Below are 20596 nucleotides of genomic sequence, written 5' to 3'. Positions count from 1 at the left end.
CTCGAACATGAAGTTATTGCTTGAAGAAACCGTACCGGGCGGGGGCCATACCTCGCTCATCGTGAAGCGCGGGCAATCGCTGCGCGTGACCGACCTGCACGGTGGCGCCAATGTCAGCGTCATGATGGTCAATGCAACGGAGAAGAGCGAGCGACTGAATCTCCCGGATTCGCTGAAGTGCCAGCACACTGCAAAGCTCACGACGGGGCACTGCCTGTACTCCGATATGGGGCGTGTTCTCGCTGCCATCGTCGACGACACATGCGGGTGGCACGACAGCATCGGTGGCGTCACGAACGCCGACGAGGTCACGGCGCGGTACGGTGCTGGCCGTTATCAGGAACTGCGCAACGCGTTCTACCGGAATGGCACGGACAACTTGCTCGTCGAGATGGGCAAGTGGGGCCTCGAGATCTCAGACCTGCTGATGACGCTCAATCTTTTCAGCCGCGTTGATGTCACGAGCGAAGGAGAGCTGAATTTCGTGAGCCACAACTCGAAGGCCGGCGACTACGTCGAACTGTATGCGCCGATGAACACGCTTGTCGTGCTCACCGCGATTCAGCACCCGCTCGACCCGAACCCTGAATATGCGCCCAAAGCGGTGAAACTCGAATTGAGCGAGGCGCAGCCTGGCGTGGCTGAAGTGTGCCGTACCGCATGCGAGGAAAACGTGCGCGGGTTTATCAACACAGAGCGATTCTTTCTTTGAGCGGAGGCCACTTCATGATGAGCACGCTTGTCGTCAGCGACAAACAGCCCGAGAGCGCGGTCTACCGCGAGACGGTGGCCGCGGGTGAGCCCTGGCTTCACGAAGTGAAGGCGGGCCAGACACTGCGCATCGTCGATCTGGAGGGCAACCAGGCGGTCGATACGCTGTTCTACAGCCTCGCCGACCCGCGCGAGCGCTTCGACCCACAACGCACGCTGCGTCGGCAGAAGAGGCTCTACCTGACGGCCGGCTCGGTGTTGTACTCGAATCTCGGCAATCCGATGCTGACCGTCGTTGCCGATACCTGTGGACGCCACGATACGCTCGGCGGCGCCTGCGCACAGGAGAGCAACACCGTGCGCTATGCGCTGGGAAAGCGCTATATGCACAGCTGCCGCGACAACTTCCTGCGCGCTTGCGCGCATGACGGCCGCCTCTCGAAGCAGGACATCGGCGCGAACGTCAACTTCTTCATGAATGTGCCCGTGACGGCGGAAGGGGGCCTCACCTTCGAAGACGGCATTTCCGCACCGGGGAAGTACGTCGAGCTGCGTGCCGAGATGGACGTGATCGTGCTGATTTCCAACTGCCCCCAGTTGAACAATCCGTGCAACGCCTACAACCCGACGCCCGCGGAGCTGCTGATATGGGACTGAAGCATCTCCGCAGCTGGATCTCGTTCGCCATGCTCGTGCGCGCGGGACGTCATTTCACGCTCACGCGCGAAGCGCTGACTCAGGCAGATCGCTGACGCGAATACGGCCGTGGACGACCGCGGCTCGCATCTCCCACGGCGGGACGGCCCGCCTCTGAATCAAGATTCCTTCCATGTTCGAGAAGATTCTTATCGCCAATCGTGGCGCTATCGCGTGCCGGATTCTCAGAACGCTGCGCGAACTCGATGTCACCGGAGTCTCCGTTTTTGCGGAGGCGGATAGAGCGAGCCGTCATGTAAGCGAGGCTCCCGTCGCGCACTGCCTGGGCGACGGGCCCGCGGCAATGACCTATCTCGACACGAAAAAAATCCTCGAGATCGCTCGCCGCGAGGGCGTGCAGGCCATTCATCCCGGGTATGGATTCCTCTCCGAGAACGCCGCCTTTGGCGAGGCTTGCGAAGCGGCAGGGATTGCATTCATCGGGCCCACGCCCGCGCAGTTGCGCGCCTTCGGCCTGAAGCACACGGCGCGCGAAATCGCGGAGAAGGAGGGCGTGCCGATGCTCAGGGGCACCGGCTTGCTCGGTGACCTGATGGCGGGGCTGGAAGCGGCGGAAGTCATCGGCTATCCGGTGATGTTGAAGAGCACGGCCGGCGGCGGCGGTATCGGCATGCGTGTGTGCTGGGATGCAGCCGAACTCAGTGCGCATTTCGATGCCGTGAAGCGCCTCGGTGAAAACAATTTCAGCGACTCCGGCGTTTTCCTCGAAAAGTACATCGAGCGGGCGCGACATCTTGAAGTGCAGGTCTTCGGAGACGGCAAGGGCGATGCCATCGCACTCGGCGTGCGCGACTGCTCTGTGCAGCGGCGCAACCAGAAAGTGCTCGAGGAAACGCCCGCGCCGTGCTTGCCGGACGGGGTTTCCGAGGCACTCTGTGCGGCTGCCGTGAAGCTCGCGAAGGCGGTGGACTATCGCTCCGCCGGCACCGTCGAGTTCGTGTACGACAGCGCCGCCGAGCAGTTCTACTTCCTCGAAGTCAACACGCGCCTGCAGGTGGAGCACGGCGTAACGGAGCAGGTGTGGGGTGTCGACCTCGTGCGCTGGATGATCGAGCTGGCAGCGGGCACGCTCGAGCCGTTGCATGAACTCGCAGCGAAGCTGACGCCGCGCGGCCATGCGATTCAGGCGCGGCTCTATGCAGAAGACCCCGGCCGGGACTTCAAGCCCAGCCCCGGCCTGCTGACCGACGTCGCGTTCCCGCCAGCCGACGGTCGCCCGCTACGTATCGACACGTGGATCGAAGCCGGCTGCGAAGTGCCGCCGTACTTCGACCCCATGCTCGCCAAGGTGATTGCCTGGTCCCCGACTCGCGACGAGGCGCGCAGCGCGCTCAAGGACGCGCTCGAAAGCACGCGCATTTACGGCGTGGAGACGAACCGCGACTATCTGCGTCAGATCCTGGACGACAAGCCGTTTGCATCGGGCGAACCATGGACCCGGTGCCTCGAGGGACTCAAGTACGAGGCCAGTACGGTCGAAGTCGTCAGCGGCGGTACGCAGACGACGGTCCAGGATTTCCCCGGCCGTCTCGGATACTGGGCAGTCGGCATTCCGCCTTCGGGGCCGATGGATGATCGCGCCATGCGGCTGGGCAACCGCCTGCTTGGCAACGCCCCCGATGCCGCCGCGCTCGAAATCACGATGAGCGGCCCGACGCTGCGTTTCAATACCGACGCGGTCGTCGCCATCACGGGGGCAGACATTCCCGTGCTGCTCGGCGACGTCAAGCAACCGTTGAATATGAGCCTCTTTGTCCCGGCAGGCTCGACGTTGTCGCTCGGCACCATTCGCGGCGCCGGCGCACGCGCTTATCTGTGCGTACGCGGCGGCCTGGACGTCGGCGTGTATCTCGGCAGCCGCAGCACCTTCACGCTCGGTCAGTTCGGCGGGCATGGCGGGCGCGCAATACGCGCAGGTGACGTACTTCACCTCTATCCGCTCGAGAATCCGCAGTTTGGCAAGACGCTGAATGCCGTGCCGAAGCTCGAAGACGTGCGGAGCCTCCGCGTGATCTATGGTCCGCATGGCGCGCCAGAGTACTTCAGCTCGCGCTACATCGAAAGGTTTCTGGAGACGGATTGGGAAGTTCACTTCAACTCGAGCCGCACCGGAGTGCGCCTGATCGGGCCGAAGCCGGAATGGGCACGCGAAGACGGCGGCGAGGCCGGGCTGCACCCGTCGAATATTCACGATAATCCCTATGCGGTCGGCGCCATCGATTTCACGGGCGACATGCCCGTGATTCTCGGCCCCGATGGACCGAGTCTTGGCGGCTTCGTCTGTCCGGTGACCATCATCGAGGCCGACCTCTGGCACATCGGGCAACTGAAGGCCGGCGACAAGATCCGCTTCGTTCCGGTGGAGGTAGAAGAGGCGCGTGAAGCCGCACGTCAACGCGCCCGCGAACTGGAAAGCCTGGAGGTCGAGTCGAACGCGCCGACTAGCAGACGGTCGTCACTGACCTCACCCATCGTGCTCGACCTGGGTTCGGGCGGCGAGCGGCTCGTTGCGCGCGTGTCCGGTGACACGCATCTGCTGCTCGAGATTGGGCCCGCCGAGCTGGACCTCGTCTCGCGCTTTCGTGGACACGCGCTCATGCAGTCTCTCGAGGCCATGGCGCTTCCCGGCGTCGTCGATCTGACGCCTGGCATCCGTTCCCTCCAGATTCACTATCGACCGGAGCAACTGGCGCTCGCGCAATTGCTGGATGTCGTACGTCAGGCGTGGGAGCAGGTCTTGCTGAAGAAGGATTTGCGCGTGCCGTCGCGGATCGTGCACATTCCGCTCTCCTGGGATGACCCGGCGTGCCAGCTTGCGATTGAAAAATACATGACCACGGTGCGCAAAGACGCGCCGTGGTGCCCGAGCAACCTCGAGTTCATTCGCCGGATCAACGACCTCGAATCCATCGATGCCGTCAAAGAGATCGTGTTCGACGCGAGCTATCTCGTGATGGGTCTCGGTGACGTCTACCTGGGTGCACCCGTTGCGACCCCGCTCGATCCGCGTCATCGCCTCGTGACGACCAAATACAACCCGGCCCGTACGTGGACCGCGGAGAACTCGGTCGGCATCGGCGGCGCGTATCTGTGCGTGTACGGCATGGAAGGGCCCGGCGGCTATCAATTCGTCGGCCGCACGCTGCAGATGTGGAATCGCTATCGCAAGGTCGCGGATTTCGCCGGTCAGCACTATTTGCTGCGCTTCTTCGACCAGATTCGCTTCTACGAAGTGTCGGCCGACGAACTGCTTCGCATCCGCGCCGATTTTCCGCTTGGGCGTTATCCGTTGAAGATTGAAGAGTCGGAACTCTCGCTGCCGGATTATCAAGCGTTTCTCGAGAGCGAAGCCGACAGCATCGGCAAGTTTCGTTCGCGACAGCAGGCGGCCTTCCAGGCCGAGCGCGAGCGTTGGCGCGAAGCGGGCACCCCTGAAGAGGCAATCGAGGCACCGAACGCGGAGGACGCCCAACTGGCTCCGTTGGAAGACGGGCAGATCTCCGTGGACTGTGAAATCGCCGGCAGCCTCTGGCAGGTGAAGGTGAAGACGGGAGACGTCGTTGCCGCGGGCGACGTATTGCTCATTGTCGAGTCGATGAAGATGGAGATTTCGGTGTTCGCCTCCTGTGCGGGGACCGTCGGCGATATTTACGTGGCCCCCGGCTCGCCCGTGCGCGCGGGGCAGCGAGTCGCAGTCATTGAACGCCACTAATTACAAGGACAGAAAACCATGCCGACATTCGATCTGCGGCTTTCCACGCTTCGCAGCGCGTATCGTGACGGGCGCCTCACGCCGCGCACGCTCGTGACTGAACTGCTCGGAAAAGCGAGCGCGCTGAATCCGGAGTTCAATCTCTTCATTCATCTACTGACCGAAAGCGAAGTCGCGCCATACCTCGACTGGCTCGAGAAGCAGGACTTCGAGCGTCTGCCGTTGTACGGCGTCCCGTTCGCGATCAAGGACAACATCGACCTTGCAGGAGTCCAAACGACCGCCGCGTGCCCCGCCTTCGCGTACATGCCAAAGGAGTCCGCGACGCTCGTCAGCCAGCTGATTTCGCTTGGCGCCATCCCGATCGGGAAGACCAATCTCGACCAGTTCGCGACGGGTCTGAACGGCACGCGTTCGCCATACGGCAAATGCCGCAACAGCGTGCATCCTGACTACCCGTCGGGTGGTTCCAGCGCGGGTTCATCGCTTGCCGTTGCATTGGGCGTGGCGAGTTTCGCGCTCGGTACCGACACGGCGGGGTCGGGACGTGTGCCTGCCGGCCTGAACAATCTCATCGGACTCAAGCCGACCAAAGGCATCCTGTCGACGGCGGGTGTCGTCCCGGCCTGCCGCACACTCGATTGCGTGACCTACTTCACGGCAACGGCCGGCGAGGCCAGTGAGCTTCTCTCATTGACCGCACAAACCGACGTTCGCGATGCATACAGTCGCAGAAACCCGCAATGGAACTCGGCAAGCGGGTTCGGCAAGCCTACGTCGTTCCGGTTTGGGATTCCGGCGCGTCTTGAATTCGCGGGATGCGCTGAGAGTCCGGAATTGTTCGCAAGCGCGCGTGCGCGTCTGGAAGCAGCAGGCGGCGAGGCAGTGGAGATTGATTTCGAGCCCTTTGTCGAGGCCGCGAATCTCCTTTATCAGGGCCCGTGGGTTGCGGAGCGCTACAGCGTGGCCGGAGAGTTGATGTCAGCGACGCCAGACGCCGTGCTTCCCGTTATTCGGAACGTGCTGGCCAAGGCGCCGGGCGCGACGGCGGTCGAACTGTTTCGCGCGCAGTATCGTCTGCAGGCGTTGAAGGCGATCTGCGATGCGGTGCTCGATTCATTGGACTTCGTGCTGACGCCGACGTATCCGCGCCCTGTGACGCTCGCTGAACTGGAGAAGGACCCGATTGGGCCGAACTCATTGCTCGGCTACTACACGAACTTCATGAATCTGCTCGATTACGCGGCCGTCGCCACGCCGACAGCGTTCATGAAGAACGGGCTCCCGTGGGGCGTGACGGTCTTTGGCCGCGCGTTCACCGACCAGTATCTGCTGGGGGTTGCCGATGTGTTGCAGACGGCGAGTGGCATCGAATGTGTTGGCGGAAGCCGCCCGGAGCCTTCCGCCAGGCGAGTCGCGGCCAACGACCGGATTCGCGTCGCGGTGTGCGGTGCTCACATGCAAGGGCTGCCGTTGAACAAGGACCTGGTTTCGCGAGGCGCGCGACGCATGCAGGTAACGCATACGGCTGCCCATTATCGGCTGGCCGCGCTGCCGCCTTCCGCGGACGGCACCCGACGCCCGGGATTGTGGCGAGTTGCCGGGAACGGCTCCGAGATCGCGGTCGAAGTCTGGGACATGCCGAGCGTCGAGTTGGGCTCGTTCATGGCAACCGTGCCGTCTCCGCTGGTGCTGGGGAAGGTCGAATTGTCGGACGGCTCGTGGGTGACCGGCTTCTTGTGCGAACCCTATGGCGTGAAGTCGGGAACCGATATCTCCGGATTCGGCGGATGGCGTGCATGGCTCGCGAGCGAGCGCTAGCCCGATTGACCCTGCGAGATGGAACGCTCGTCGCGACATCCAGTGCACAACCTGTGTGCCAACGCCAGCGCCAGTCGTGCCCCGACCTCGGCGTTGTGTTTCACGATCGCGATGTTCGTCGCCAGACTGCGTCCACCCGTGAGTGCCGTGATGCGAGACAGAAGGAAGGGCGTCACGGCCTTACCTGTGATGCCTTGTGCCCTGGCCTCAGTCAGCGCCTGCTGAGTCAGCGCGTCGATCTCTGCGGACTGCATCGCTGATGCCTCCGGCACCGGCGTGCTCAACACTACGCCGCCCTCGAGGCCCAGGTTCCACTTGGTGCGGATGAAGCGCGCCTGGTCCGCTGCGTCGTCCAGCCGGAAGTCCGCGCGAAAGCCGCTATCGCGCGTGTAGAACGCCGCGAAATTGTCCTGCCCGCAACTGAGCACCGGCACGCCGTAAGTCTCCAGGTATTCCAGTGTGAGCCCGATGTCCAGGACGGACTTCGCACCGGCACACACCACCGCCACCGAGGTCTTTGCCAATTCCTGCAGGTCGGCCGAGATGTCGAAGGTTTCCTGCGCGCCCCGGTGCACGCCGCCAATGCCTCCCGTGACGAAGACCTCGATGCCGGCCAGCGCGGCACATATCATCGTGCCAGCCACTGTCGTGGCACCGAGCCCGCCGGCGGCCAGCACGGCCGGCAGGTCGCGGCGGCTAACCTTGTGTACATGCTCAGAGCGGCCGAGCAGTTCCAGTTCGTCGTCAGCAAGTCCGATGTGAATTCGCCCCCCGATCAGTGCAATCGTCGCGGGTTCGGCTCCCATCGCGCGGACCAGGGCCTCCACTTCGCGCGCAGTGCGAATATTCTCCGGATAGGGCATGCCGTGAGCGATGATGCTCGACTCGAGCGCGACAAGCGGGCGGCCAGCGGCCTTTGCAGCGGCTACAGCCGCGCTGAACGTCAACCAGGAGCGTGCGAGGTCGGCAACCATGTCTTTGGGCCTTCGGGTATCGTGGACTCGAGTATGCCGCATGGGGACGCTTCACAGCGCATCGCTCGCCCGATCCACGTGCTCCAGACGAACGATCGGGCAGTCCGGGTTGCGGACAGATCCTGACCGGCGCATTGTTCACGGGAATCGAACCGAGGCTCGCTTTCGCGCGCCGATCCATTTGACAGGCGTCGCCATGTTGCAGGAACGTTTTCTCTACTTTCCCAGGCGGCTGAGCATAACGACTGGCCTGGCCACGTCGACGATAGCCGGTGGCGGGAGGCGATCGGCTTCCTGCTCGCACCTTCCGGATCGGAATAGATGAGAACCCGCCCGATCCCGCCCCAGTGCGAACGCTTCTACATCCTCGACGCGAAGAACAGGCCTGTTGAGGTGTTCGACCGCAGCGAGTGGTCGCGCTGGATGGCCGAAAACGAATTGATCTTTCGCCGCACGCTGCTCGAAGAGTCCGGCGTGACGGTCACGACGCGATTTCGCGGTGTGACTGACGCGCGGACCGCCGAGCCCGCGCTCTTCGTGACGCGCATCGCCGGAATGCAAGCGCGAAAAGACAACGAGAGCTTTGGCGCAAGCACGCTCGGTGAGGCGCTCGAGTTGCACGAACGCATCGTGCAGAAGATCCTTCGGCTACTGACCGGGCGGTGATCGGCGTGCCCTGATCGTTGGCAAGCTTTTTGCAAGTGAGTCGGCGTATCCACTTCCCGGTCATCTTCACCGACTGCCCTCAAACGTCGGGAAGTGCGCCGGATCTTTGCCTATGCTTCCAGTGTGAGAGTGGCCTGATGCCAGGCTTGCGATTGCAGGGGAAAGGATATGCATGTTCGGACGGGTTTTGTCGGGTGCGTAGGCGACACGCCGCTGATCAGGCTCGCTCGTCTTAGCGACGAAACCGGCTGCGAGATTCTCGGTAAGGCCGAATTCATGAACCCGGGTGGTTCGGTGAAGGACCGGGCGGCGCTGTCCATTATTCTGGACGCCGAGCAACGTGGCGAACTTAGGCCCGGCGGCACGGTAGTGGAAGGGACTGCGGGCAATACCGGCATCGGCCTTGCCCATATTTGCGCGGCTCGCGGCTATCGGTGTGTCATCGTTATTCCCGAGACCCAGTCTCCCGCGAAAATGGAACTGTTGCGCGTCCTGGGTGCGGAAGTCCACCCGGTACCGGCCGCCCCCTACAAGGACCCGAACAACTACCAGAAGATCGCCGGAAGGCTCGCGGAGGAACTGGACGACGCGATCTGGGCGAACCAGTTCGACAACCTTGCCAATCGCAAGGCTCACTACGAGACCACCGGCCCAGAAATCTGGCGCGATACCGCTGGCACGGTCGATGCGTTCGTCAGCGCGACCGGTACTGGCGGCACCCTCGCCGGGGTGGCCCGCTTCCTGAAGGAGAAGAACCGCGATCTGTGGATCGTTCTCGCCGACCCGTACGGCAGCGGCTTGTACAGTTACGTGAAGACGGGGGAGATTCACGCGGAAGGCAGCTCGATTACCGAGGGGATCGGCTCCAGCCGCCTTACCGCGAACCTCGACGGCACGCCGATCGATGACGCTTATCAGATCGACGACCAGTCATGCGTCACCATGGTCTACCGATTGCTGCGCGAAGAAGGGCTCTATGTCGGCGGTTCGACAGGCATCAACGTCGCGGCTGCTGTCAGGCTTTCCCGGGAGATGGGGCCGGGGCATACGATCGTCACACTGCTGTGCGACGGCGGCGAGTTGTACCGCTCCCGCCTTTTCAATCTGGACTGGTTGAAACAAAGGGGCCTGGTCCCGGCGTAGACTGCCCGTCAAGTCTGGCGTCACCCATGTTCCCCTTGTGTTTATCTCGTGAGGAGGTCAAATGAGCACCAAGGACAAAGGCAACGTGCGCGCATTCGTGCAGACGGCCGAGCAGATCGGCGGTTGGGTGTGGGTTATCTCGCTCGTCGATTTCGATGCGCGCGAAGTGCGGCGCTCGCTCGTCGCCGAAGAGCCCTTTGCGACGGAGCGCGCGGCGAAAGACGCGGGCTACGCCCGTCTCGAAGCGCTCGCACACGATCAGTAGCTGCGCAGGGAGAGTCCCCATGGCCAGTCCACGAGGTGCGCCGGCGTTCGATGTAACCGTCGACGCCGGCAGTTATCGTGTCGCGCGTCCTGATAACCCGCAACAGGTTATCGAACTACTGCGCGAACACAAGATTCAGATCGTCGACCTCAAATTCACGGATCTGCCCGGTCTCTGGCAGCACTTTTCGATCACGCTGCCCGAGGTGCACGAAGACCTCTTTGCCAACGGGATCGGTTTCGACGGCTCGTCGATCCGCGGATTTCAGGAAATTCAGGAATCCGATATGCTTCTCAAGCCGGATCCCACGACCACGTTCATCGATCACGTGAGCGAAACGCCCACACTCTCGATGATCTGCGACGTGATCGATCCGGTGTTGCATCAGCCGTACTCGCGCGACCCGCGCTACATCGCGAAGAAGGCCGAAGCCTACCTGAAGCAGACCGGCATGGCGACGACGTGCTATTTCGGGCCCGAGCTCGAGTTCTTCATATTCGATTCGATCCGTTTTGGCCAGGATGCCCATAGCGGCTACTTCTTTGTCGAATCTGCCGAAGGGGACTGGAATTCGGGCCGCGACGAAGGCGCGTATGGCGGCGGCAACCTCGGTTACAAGCCTCGCTTCAAGGAAGGATATTTCCCGGCGCCGCCGCACGACACACTGCAGGACATCCGCTCGACGATCGTGTTGTTGCTTCAACAGGCCGGCGTGCAGGTGGAAGTGCATCACCACGAGGTGGCGACAGCGGGGCAGAACGAAATCGACATGCGGTTTTCCACGCTTACGCGGATGGCCGACAACGTCATGATCTACAAGTACATCTGCAAGAACGTCGCGCGCCAGAACGGCAAGGTGGCGACGTTTATGCCGAAGCCGCTCTTCGCCGACAATGCGAGCGGCATGCACTGCCATCAAAGCCTGTGGAAGGACGACGAGAATCTGTTCTACGATGCGCATGGCTGGGCGCTTACGTCTGACATGTGTCGATGGTATATCGGCGGCCTGCTTAAGCATGCGCCAGCGCTGATGGCGTTCTGCGCTCCGACCACGAACTCCTACAAGCGCCTCGTGCCCGGATATGAAGCGCCGGTGAATCTGGCGATGTCACAACGCAACCGCTCGGCGGCCGCGCGCATTCCGATGTACTCCGATTCGCCGAACGCGCGGCGCGTCGAGTTCCGGTGTCCCGATCCGTCGGCCAATGCGTATCTCGCCTTCTCAGCGATGCTGATGGCCGGGCTCGACGGCATCGAAAACAGGACAGACCCAGGCGATCCGCTTGACGTCAACATTTACGACCTGCCGCCCGAGAAAGCGAAGGACGTCCGTCAGGTGCCGGGTTCGCTCGACGAATCGCTGAATGCGCTCGAGGCCGACAACGAGTTTTTGCGCAGAGGCGATGTCTTCACTGAAGATGTCATCGATACGTGGCTTGAGTACAAGCGCAAGCATGAGATCGACGCAATCAGGCTGCGTCCGCATCCGTGGGAGTTTTATTTGTACTTCGACGTCTGATCACACGTGCAACGCTGAGGGGAAGGGTGGGCGCAATAACTATAATGAATTGGGCGGCGCCCGCCTCGCGTGACGCGTTTTGTACTGCGGGGCATCGAGGTGGCTGCTTCGTTCCCCTTTGCGCGAGGCAAATCATGCAACGCCCTGATGCGATCCTCAAGCAGGTGATGGCGGCGTTCGAACACGAATCGCACCTGAAACTCCACAATTGCCCCATTCACATCAGCCGCGATAGCGGTGCCTTGACGGTTGCAGGCGAAGTGCCGGACATAGCGTCCAAGAAGCGGTTTATTCAGTTGACCCGGACTTACAGCGACGGCGAACCCCTCATTGACCGACTGCGCGTCAGCGCTGAGCCGCCGATTGGCGACGGCGAGTTGCGCACGCGGATCTGCGAACGGATTTTGCGAACGGTGGAGTTCCGCAACTGTGTGATATGTGCGCGCGTGAAAGACCAGCTCGAAATGCTGCGCGGCACCATGGACCAGGCCGGCGAGGAGGGCGGCGGCGTTGTGGAGGTCACCGTGGAAGGTGGCCTCGTGACGTTGACGGGCCAGGTGATGAGCCTGTCGCATCGACGGCTCGCAAGTGTGATCGCGTGGTGGGTCGGCGGGTGCCGGGACGTGACGAATCTGCTGGAGTTGGTGCCGGCCGAAGCGGACGGCGACGAAGAGATTCACGAGGCCCTCGCTCTCGTGCTCGAATCCGATCCGCGCGTTCACGCTGAACAAATCACAATCAACGTGGAGAGCAAGCGGATTACGCTTGCGGGGCGTGTAGCGACCGAAGCTGAGAGGCGCCGGGCAGAGATGGATGCGTGGTGTCTGGACACCGTAGGAGGTGTGGTCAACCGGATCGAGGTGCGCGCCTGAGTGTGAGTCGTCGCCATCGCGAATTTCCCCGGCATCGGGCGATCACAGGATCTGATAGCCGCATGGTGGCTGTGCGCGTACCTGCCGGTTATGGCGCCGCTCTCACTGCTGGGCAGCAAGCAGTTCGGCGGCAGCGGTCGGCTTCCCGAGGAAGCACCCAAAACCCAATGGCGCGTTCCGGGCTGTCCGCCATGCACCCCTCAGGCATCGCTGGGCGAGCGCTCAAATGCCCGAGCGAGTCGCAGGCGGTAGCACGGCTGCCGCATGGCGGACTTCCACCGCGATCGACCGCAACGGAGCTTCGGCAATGAAACGGTCGAGCAGTTCGCGCACATCGTAATCGATGTAATCGGCGCGCGAGGTGTCGACAATCACTGTCGCGCGATCCGGGATATGAGCGAGCATCTGCTTGAGCGGCACCTTGCCTAAAAATGATACGTCCTTGCGAAAGGAGACCAGGAAATGATCGTCGTGCCGCGCGAGCGCGATCGGCCGATGCAGATTCGCCCACAGCGCGAGCCCCGCGCTGCACAGCACGCCGAGCATGATCCCCGTGAGGAGGTCGGTGGCGAGCACGCTGGCGATCGTAACGATGAATGGCGCGAACGGCGCCGCGCCTTGTTTCGCGAGCGCGACGAACAACGAAGGTTTGGCGAGCTTGAGGCCGGTGTGAATGAGGATGGCCGCAAGACTCGCGAGCGGAATCATGTTGATCACGTCGGTGAGTGCAAACACGCTGACGAGTAGCAGCACGCCGTGCACGATCGCAGAGAGCCGGCTTTGCGCGCCGGCATGCACGTTGGCCGAGCTGCGCACGATGACCGAAGTAATGGGTAGTCCGCCGATCGCCCCGGCGACGATATTGCCGACCCCTTGCGCCTTGAGTTCACGGTTGGGCGGCGCAGCGCGCCGCTGCGGGTCGATCTGTTCGACCGCTTCGAGGCTCAGCAGCGTCTCGAGACTTGCAACGACGGCGAGGGTCAGGGCGACGATCCAGATCTCCGGGTCGGCAAAGCGCGCGACGCTCAGCTCGAATTCACCGAACTGAAGAGCGTCGCCGAGGGCCGCGAATGATTCGATGGCAGGCAGTGCCACGCGCTGTTCGACCGGCAACGCGAATGTCGAGCCGAGCGAGCCACAAACCAGCGTCGCGCTCACGCCCGCAAGCACGACGACGAGCGGTGCGGGCACGAGCCGCACCAATGTGAAGCGTCGCAAGGCGCGTGTTTCCCAACCCGCGAGAATGGCGAGCGAGATCACAGTGACCATGCATACGATGGGCGAGATCGACTCGAGCGCGTGAGTGAGAGACCCGGTCTCGTTGCCCGACGTCAGTCCGAGCGCGAGCGGGATCTGCTTGATGACCAGCATCAGGCCAATGGCGGCGAGCATGCCCTTGATGACGGGTGTGGGCACATACGAGGCGAGCCGCCCGGCTTTGAGCATGCCAAAGCCGAACTGCAGCACACCGGCGAGCAGCACGGCAATCAGGAATGCAGAGAAACTGCCGAGGCGCGCGATGCCATCCACGACGATCACGACGAGGCCAGCGGCGGGGCCGCTCACGCTCAGGCGCGAGCCGCTGAGCGCGGCGACGACGATGCCGCCGACAATACCGGAAACGAGGCCGGCCAACGGCTCGGCCCCAGAAGCCCTTGCAATGCCGAGGCATAGCGGCAGAGCGACGAGAAAGACGACGGTGCCGGCGGCGAGGTCACGCGCAAGCGCGGACAGGGAAGCTCTCGAAGTCATGATGGAAGCGGGTAGAAAAGAAGGGTGGAGGACTCGACGGCGGCGGTCCTGACGCGACTTGAGGCGTGCGCCTCAAGCGTGCGTGGGCTGTGCAATGCGCAATGGATTAGCACAGGCCGCGGCGGTTGCTTTCGCTGATTCAACGTCGTAGCCCGACGCGAGTTCACGCAGCTGGCCGTCGTTCAGCGAAAAGATCCAGCCGTGCACGAGCGGCGCAGGTTCGCCCTCACGTACGAGCGGATGCTCGCGCAGCAGGCGCACCTGTTCGATCACGTTCAGTTCGGCAAGGCGGTTGATGCGTGCCTCTTCCGATGGCAGGCGCGCCAGCGTCGAGCGGTGCGTTTGCGCGAGCGCGCAAAGCGGCTCGATGCGACGGTTCACATGGGGCAGGGCGTCGGCGGGCGGTAGCAGCGAGGCGCGTACGCCGCCGCAGCCGTAGTGCCCGCAAACGATGATGTGCGCGACTCGCAGCACACGCAGCGCGTATTCGAGCACGCTCATGTTGTTGTCATCGTCGGGATGGAAAAGGTTCGCGATATTGCGGTGAACGAACAAGTCTCCGGGCGCGCAGTGCGTGACGCTTTCGGCGGGCACGCGGCTGTCGGAGCAGCCGATCCACAGCACCTGGGGCTTTTGCCCTGTGGCAAGCGTGCTGAAGAATTGTGGATCGCGCCGGGCGATTTCCTGTGCCCAGGCGACGTTGGCAACGAGAATACGTTTCGGCAGATTCATGGGTCAAGGCTCCGTTGAAGGTGGCGGCTTCGCTCAATCCTTACGTATACCTTTCTATCAGAAATCAGCCTGTCGGTTTCGAAAAATAAATCGGAACAATGCGCGGCGAATATAAAAAAACAGCCCCGCAACGCTCGAGATCCCGCTCGTCGAGTCGAATGTTCGGCAGCCTGCTGGGACGGAGGAGCCACTCACGTCACCCCTACGCCTCGCGCAGGCAACGCTTGCCGATGAAGAATCGCCTGGATGGGTCATGTCGCCGCCCCGTCGCGTGGCCCAGTATCCATTTTCTCCATGCGGAACATGAAAATGTTTGACATCGAAGGCGCGTTAAGGACAACGACGCGGTCTATCAAGTGGGCAATGAAGCGAAGTCGGCGCGGAAAAAACGTATCCCACTGGACGTTCGGGATCAGGAAGAAGTCGATTTTCGATACTGGAAGATCAAGCTTTTCGATTGCTTTTAGGACTTTCGTAGCGTTGCAAAGCCGGTAATAGGCGGGATAATCGTTTGCCTGTGGAGCGATTGACCGGCGGTAGAGATACTTTATCCCGAGCGCCTGCATGATCCGCACGATGACAGTGAACGGGTGTCTCGCGTTAGGCGACATTGACCAATACACGCCGCCGGGTTTGAGCACCTCGATCGTTTTGGCGAGAAACGAAGTCTCGTTGACGACATGCTCTACAACGTTATAGGAATAGGCGAGGTCGTATGTGTTCGACGGAACGGGGATTTCCTCCATGGCACAGGTCCACCGCTGCCTGATCAATGGATGGGGTTGAACAACGGGGAACGGATCGACGCCATCAACTTCCCCAAGGACATGCTGGATCCTGCTGATGGTTGGATTGGTGCCGTGACCGCATCCGATGTCGAGTACATGGCAGGATATTCCGGGCTCCGCTGCGAGACGAGTGGCGTAGTACTCCTGAAAGAACGCTCGATTAGCGTCGTAATGTTCGAATTTACGATTGCAATCAACATAATGATATGAAATCGTAATATGGCTCATTTCGACCTCTGAATGGCGGAATGACGTGTTGGCGACGAAGATGTCGGCAAACTTTCCGGGCGGAAGGGATTTAAATCACGATCTCAACAATAGGACATGTATGCGAAAACGGCGGTGATATTTATTTATTTTCGTGGGCGAGTTCGAAAACCGTGGATAGAAAGCTGATTTGGCTGGTTTGCGAAGGTCTATATTTCGCTGGAAAACCGACGATCAAATGTCCGTGCAACGGTGTAGATCATTGGCCGTTGTGGCTCGTCGCGACGACGGTTGCGACCGCTGGCCGATTGAGCGCATGATGGGTGACCGCGGCTTGAGGCTGTGCTCGTACCGCAGGAGGCAGCACGCCTGGCGCGGCGGCGATATCCGGAGCGGTGAAAAAACGCACGGCAGCGACACAAGGAGCTGGCGATGAAATTCTATGCGCGTGAGTATGAAGGGCGGCTGGAAGTGTTTAGCTTCGACGGTGTGTATAGAATTCGCATCGCTCAGTTGTGCGGCGCGGCAAAAACAGCGTTCGCCGACACCGTCCAGCTATGGATAGGTGACGGCGTATCAGCAGACGAAGCCGTTGCGCGAGAAGCCGAGTCGTTGGCTCGATTAATTAACGAATATTAGAAAACGACACGTTGCGGTGGGCCTGGGAACGAGCGGTCGCTCATGACGCTTTCATGGGCGCATCCAGCACGACTTGCAAGCCCGATGGCAAGCAATGCTCAGAGATCTCCGCGGACCTCACCGGTTCCCAACTCGCTCCGCTGCCGGTTGACCTCCGCCCAAAGCTCATCGCTGTCGTCATTGCGCAGCAGGACTACCCAGTTCAGTTGTTCCTCGGCCACGCCGAAGTATTCCTGGATTTCCCGGCGAACGGCATCGACGAACTGCGCGTATTCCGGAGTTGCCTGGGCCTGCGCGTGCAAGGCATCGTATGCCGCATCGTCCGCGCCGCCGCCATGCTCGTCGATGTAGCGCGAGATCCACTGGTCCCGCTCGCGGTCGTAGTCGGCTTCGGCACGCATCGCCTGCACCGCCGTGTAGAAGTCCAGTTGGGCAAACGCGGCGATCGCCGCCGTTGTTGCCTCGTCGAATGTAGATGTCATCGCCTATCTCATGGTTGCCGTGGCGCATCATCGCACAGGCCGCACCCGGGCGTGTGCCGCGAACTCGTCAACCATGCCGTCCCAGGAAGACGACGGGAGGGCAAGTCACTTGAGGGGGCATCCGTTTGCGATTCGCTCCCGCGTCAACGGAAATCGTGCTCCATCTCGACCTCTGCCCGCAGACTCTCTGTATCGCGATAAATAGAGGCTACGGCGACGACGCGCCCGTCTCGCTTGTAGCGCAGGAAGCAGTCGCGCGCTGCAATATCGCCGTCAACTGAAATCTCGTCCCAACTGTCCGCGTGCCCGAGATAGTTGATCGGGACATCGTAGTGCTGGCTCCAGAAGAATGGCACGGCGTCGAACGTCTCACGTCCGCCAATCAAGTTCATCGCCGCCGTTTGTCCCTGGCGCTCCGCGACGACCCAGTGCTCCACGCGAATTGCCGTGCCACTGTGCGGGTCGGGCCAGCGTGCGATGTCGCCGGCAGCGAAGACGCCAGGCGCGCTGGTCTGCAGGCAGGCATCGACCACCACGCCGCGGTCGATCGCGAGGCCGGCTTGCTCGGCCAATGCCAGTCGCGGCCGCACGCCGACGCCGACCACCACCAGATCGGCCTCCAGGCTGCCGCCCGCTTTGAGCGATACCTGCCGCGCGTCGATCGCGCTGGCGGTGTTCCCGAGGTGGAAGACGACGCCGTGTTCTTCATGCAACCGCTGCACGAATTCACCCATCTGTGGCCCCAGCACACGTTCCATCGGACGCTGCTCCGGCGCCACGACATGGACTTCGAGTCCACGCGCGCGCAATGACGCCGCCACTTCCAGTCCGATGAAGCTGGCTCCGATGACAACCGCGCGCCGCGAGTTCTCCGCGCGAGCGATGATGGCGCGGGAATCGGCCAATGTGCGAAGGGTATGCACATGCGGCAAATCCATGCCGGGAATAGGCAAGCGAACCGCTTCGGCCCCGGTGGCTAAAAGCAGACGGTCGTAGGGGACCTTGCTCCCATCCGCAAGCTCCACTTTCTGCGCGGCGATGTGAAGACGCGAGACACCGGTGTTCAGCCGCAGATCGATGCGTTGGTCTGCGTAAAAAGCATCGTCTCGAAGCGGCACCCACTCCTCAGGCGCGCTGCCGGCCAAATAGTCTTTGGAGAGGTTGGGCCGGTCCACCGGCGGCGCCGCGTCGTCGCTCAGCATCGTGAGACTGCCCGCGTAGCCGAGGCGCCGCAGACGCTCGGCCGCAGCAAAGCCTGCGGCCCCTGCACCGACGATCACGATCTTCTGTGGCGCTCCGGCCGGCGAGGGCACGGAACCCGCGGGCGGCGCTTTTTTGTGCAGTACAACAACCTTGTCGCCCCGGATCTCGGTAGACCAGCACGCGACAGGGCTGAGCGCAGGCGCTCGCACTGCTTCCCCTGTACGCAGGCTGAAACACGCGTGGTGCCACGGGCACCGTACCGTGTCCCCGACGGTCAAGCCTTCGGCGAGTGGGCCGTGGTAGTGAGTACAGGCAGCGTCGATAGCGAAGAATTCATCACCGAGCCGCGCAATCAGCACCGCATCATTACCGACGTGTCCTGACAACAGGCCAGCTTCACCGAGGGATTCGATGGGCACGCCTTTTGCCAGATCAGGACCGCTTTCATTCGATGCCTCACCACTCATGGCGACCTCCACGGGCACGTGACCCAGCTAATGCATCACTACCGGCGTCCTCGGCAGAGGCCGCCAGTTTCAATGTTAGTCCACGTTGAACAGAACACCGCCGCAGGCAGGACCCGGCATTGGCAGAGACCAATCCGCTTTCGGAACTCTTTCAGTCATCCGAAAGCTTCGTGATTCCCGATTTCAGCTGGCATCTGCGGTGAGGCGTGGGTCCCGTGGGAAAACCGTTCGCGGGTCGCGTCAACTTGTTGTGGCATGATTTCAAACTCTGCATCTGCCGTTTCGTTCGTTTTGCGCGCAGTGAAACAAGGTGGATCGATGATCGATGACGTCAACCACGGTTTCAGTCGCAGCCGGTCGCACTGGCATTCTCGCAGTGCGTCTCACCGCCATGCAGCCGGCGACACGCTCACGCGTGCTGCATGGGGCATCGTCCTGATCGCGTTGTCCGGCTGCACGGTTGGCCCCAATTACCATACGCCCGCGCCGCCCGCTACCGGCACCTACACGTCCACGCCGCTACCCGATCAAACGGCCTCGGCGCCGGGCGCTTCGGGTGTCCCGCAACAGTTCGTGGCCGGCCTCGACATTCCCGCACAGTGGTGGACGCTCTATCATTGCGAGCCGCTCGACGCGCTGATACGCGAGGCGCTCGCCAACAGCCCCAACGTTGCCGCGGCGCAAGCGGCGCTCAGGCAGGCCGGCGAAAATCTTCGCGCGCAAATGGGCACCACGCTCTATCCGTCAGTCGATGCAAAGGCCAATGCCACGCGTGAGAAGTTCAACGGCGTCACGTTCGGCGAGCCGCAGCTCACGGAACTGCTGAACCTCTATAACGCATCGGTGAACGTGTCGTATAACCTCGATGTGTTCGGCGGCGGAAGGCGCGAGCTCGAGTCGTTGCGCTCGCAGGTCGATTACCAGGGCTTTCAGTTGCAAGCGGCGTATCTCGCGTTGTCCGCGAACATCGTGACGGCGGCCATCAAGGAAGCGTCGCTGCGGGAGCAGATCGAAGCGACCGCGCGCATCGCCGACGACGAAGACGCGCAGCTCGGCATCATGCGCAAGCAGCTCGAACTGGGCGGCGTGAGCCGCGCAACGGTGCTTGCACAGGAAACGCTGGTGGCGCAGACGCGCGCGACATTGCCGCCGTTGCATCAGTCGCTCGACCAGACGCGTCATCAGCTCGCGGTCCTGGCGGGCAAGCCGCCGAGCGATGCGGACGTGCCCGAGTTCCGGATGTCGATGTTCACGCTGCCGCAAACGTTGCCCGTCAGCGTGCCGTCTTCGCTCGTGCGGCAGCGCCCCGATATTCTCGCCGCCGACGCCACGCTGCATCAGGCGAGCGCCCAGGTCGGCGTGGCGACGGCGAACATGTATCCGCAGCTCACGCTCTCCGCGAGTTACGGCCCCGAGGCGCTGACGCCCGCGGGCCTTCTTAAGTACGCCGACATGATCTGGAGCATCGGCGCAGGCATCACACAGCCGATCTTTCACGGCGGCCAGTTGAGTGCGCAAAAGCGCGCGGCAGAAGCGGCATTCGACGAGGCCAACGCGCAATACCGCCAAACGGTGCTGCTCGCATTCCAGAACGTCGCCGATACGTTACGCGCGCTGGAGCACGATGCGACCGGCCTGAGCGCGCAGACGCAAGCATGGCGCGCTGCCAGCGATTCGCTCGACCTGACGCGCGGTCAGTTTCGTATCGGCGGCGTCAGCTATCTGGCGCTGCTCGATGCACAGCGCCAATACCAGCAGACGGTTGTGAATCTCGCGCAGGCGCGGGCCGCGCGCTATGCAGACACGGCAGCGCTGTTTCAGGCGCTCGGCGGCGGCTGGTGGAACGACACGGCGACGAGCCAGGCAGCCCAGCCGAGTCCGGCTGCGCCGAAATGAATCCTTTTGCAGTGGCCACCCCGGCCAGGA

The 20596-nt window shown here is 62.3% G+C and carries 17 protein-coding genes; 11 read left to right on the top strand and 6 right to left on the bottom strand.

Annotated elements, in window-relative coordinates:
- The first annotated feature begins 7 nt into the window (after positions 1-7).
- The 4 genes from BFD71_RS04545 to atzF all read left to right on the top strand — a co-directional run bounded on the left by BFD71_RS04545 (position 8) and on the right by atzF (position 6961).
- A complete protein-coding gene (locus BFD71_RS04545; RefSeq protein ID WP_069262092.1) occupies positions 8-712 on the top strand; it encodes an urea amidolyase associated protein UAAP1 in 705 nt (234 codons plus the stop codon).
- Between the two features lie 14 nt (positions 713-726).
- Entirely contained in the window at positions 727-1368 is a 642-nt protein-coding gene (locus BFD71_RS04540) for an urea amidolyase associated protein UAAP2 (RefSeq protein WP_069262091.1), read from the top strand.
- Between the two features lie 172 nt (positions 1369-1540).
- Positions 1541-5140 (top strand): urea carboxylase, encoded by a 3600-nt coding sequence (uca, locus tag BFD71_RS04535; protein WP_069262090.1) that lies wholly within the window; start codon positions 1541-1543, stop codon positions 5138-5140.
- Between the two features lie 18 nt (positions 5141-5158).
- On the top strand, positions 5159-6961 hold the full coding sequence (gene atzF / locus BFD71_RS04530) for an allophanate hydrolase (protein ID WP_069262089.1): 1803 nt from the start codon (positions 5159-5161) through the stop codon (positions 6959-6961).
- Here the strand turns inward: atzF and BFD71_RS04525 are convergent.
- Complete coding sequence (locus tag BFD71_RS04525; RefSeq protein ID WP_069262088.1) at positions 6958-7935, bottom strand: pseudouridine-5'-phosphate glycosidase; 978 nt, start codon at positions 7933-7935, stop codon at positions 6958-6960. The two genes, atzF and BFD71_RS04525, sit on opposite strands and share 4 nt — an antisense overlap.
- A gap of 321 nt (positions 7936-8256) precedes the next feature.
- Between BFD71_RS04525 and BFD71_RS04520 the strand changes: the two genes are divergently transcribed.
- The 5 genes from BFD71_RS04520 (at position 8257) to BFD71_RS04500 (ending at position 12400) form a co-directional block, all read left to right on the top strand.
- Complete coding sequence (locus tag BFD71_RS04520; protein ID WP_069262087.1) at positions 8257-8601, top strand: hypothetical protein; 345 nt, start codon at positions 8257-8259, stop codon at positions 8599-8601.
- 168 nt (positions 8602-8769) lie between these two features.
- Positions 8770-9744 (top strand): cysteine synthase A, encoded by a 975-nt coding sequence (locus BFD71_RS04515; RefSeq protein ID WP_069262086.1) that lies wholly within the window; start codon positions 8770-8772, stop codon positions 9742-9744.
- A gap of 61 nt (positions 9745-9805) precedes the next feature.
- Positions 9806-10009 carry a hypothetical protein gene (locus tag BFD71_RS04510; protein ID WP_069262085.1) on the top strand — a complete coding sequence of 68 codons (204 nt, stop codon included), beginning with the start codon at positions 9806-9808 and terminating at the stop codon, positions 10007-10009.
- Positions 10010-10028: 19 nt separating this feature from the next.
- Entirely contained in the window at positions 10029-11528 is a 1500-nt protein-coding gene (gene glnA / locus BFD71_RS04505; protein ID WP_069262084.1) for a type I glutamate--ammonia ligase, read from the top strand.
- A 134-nt stretch (positions 11529-11662) separates the two neighbouring features.
- The gene (locus BFD71_RS04500) at positions 11663-12400 is read left to right on the top strand and encodes a BON domain-containing protein (protein WP_069262083.1); all 738 of its coding nucleotides are present in this window, start codon (positions 11663-11665) and stop codon (positions 12398-12400) included.
- A gap of 222 nt (positions 12401-12622) precedes the next feature.
- On the opposite strand, the gene BFD71_RS04495 is transcribed toward BFD71_RS04500, so the two are convergent.
- The 3 genes from BFD71_RS04495 to BFD71_RS38890 form a co-directional block, all read right to left on the bottom strand.
- On the bottom strand, positions 12623-14152 hold the full coding sequence (locus tag BFD71_RS04495) for a SulP family inorganic anion transporter (protein ID WP_069262082.1): 1530 nt from the start codon (positions 14150-14152) through the stop codon (positions 12623-12625).
- 72 nt (positions 14153-14224) lie between these two features.
- Positions 14225-14884, bottom strand: coding sequence for a carbonic anhydrase (locus BFD71_RS04490; RefSeq protein ID WP_069262081.1), 660 nt, complete (start codon positions 14882-14884; stop codon positions 14225-14227).
- Positions 14885-15135: 251 nt separating this feature from the next.
- Positions 15136-15900: a class I SAM-dependent methyltransferase gene (locus tag BFD71_RS38890; RefSeq protein ID WP_083245054.1), complete on the bottom strand. Its 765-nt coding sequence runs from the start codon at positions 15898-15900 to the stop codon at positions 15136-15138.
- 411 nt (positions 15901-16311) lie between these two features.
- Between BFD71_RS38890 and BFD71_RS04475 the strand changes: the two genes are divergently transcribed.
- Positions 16312-16518 (top strand): hypothetical protein, encoded by a 207-nt coding sequence (locus BFD71_RS04475; protein ID WP_028204535.1) that lies wholly within the window; start codon positions 16312-16314, stop codon positions 16516-16518.
- Positions 16519-16616: 98 nt separating this feature from the next.
- On the opposite strand, the gene BFD71_RS04470 is transcribed toward BFD71_RS04475, so the two are convergent.
- Together BFD71_RS04470 and BFD71_RS04465 are read right to left on the bottom strand one after the other, a co-directional pair.
- Entirely contained in the window at positions 16617-17000 is a 384-nt protein-coding gene (locus BFD71_RS04470; protein ID WP_069262078.1) for an ATP-dependent protease, read from the bottom strand.
- A 143-nt stretch (positions 17001-17143) separates the two neighbouring features.
- Entirely contained in the window at positions 17144-18670 is a 1527-nt protein-coding gene (locus tag BFD71_RS04465; protein ID WP_069262077.1) for an FAD-dependent oxidoreductase, read from the bottom strand.
- Between the two features lie 318 nt (positions 18671-18988).
- Here BFD71_RS04465 and BFD71_RS04460 point away from each other — a divergent pair, with 318 nt between their 5' ends.
- On the top strand, positions 18989-20566 hold the full coding sequence (locus BFD71_RS04460; RefSeq protein ID WP_069262076.1) for an efflux transporter outer membrane subunit: 1578 nt from the start codon (positions 18989-18991) through the stop codon (positions 20564-20566).
- Positions 20567-20596: the final 30 nt, after the last annotated feature.

The sequence above is a fragment of the Paraburkholderia nodosa genome (assembly GCF_001718195.1).
Lineage (GTDB): Bacteria > Pseudomonadota > Gammaproteobacteria > Burkholderiales > Burkholderiaceae > Paraburkholderia > Paraburkholderia nodosa_A.
The sequence above is the reverse complement of the archived record's forward strand: the minus strand, read 5'-3'. Positions and strand labels throughout refer to the sequence as shown.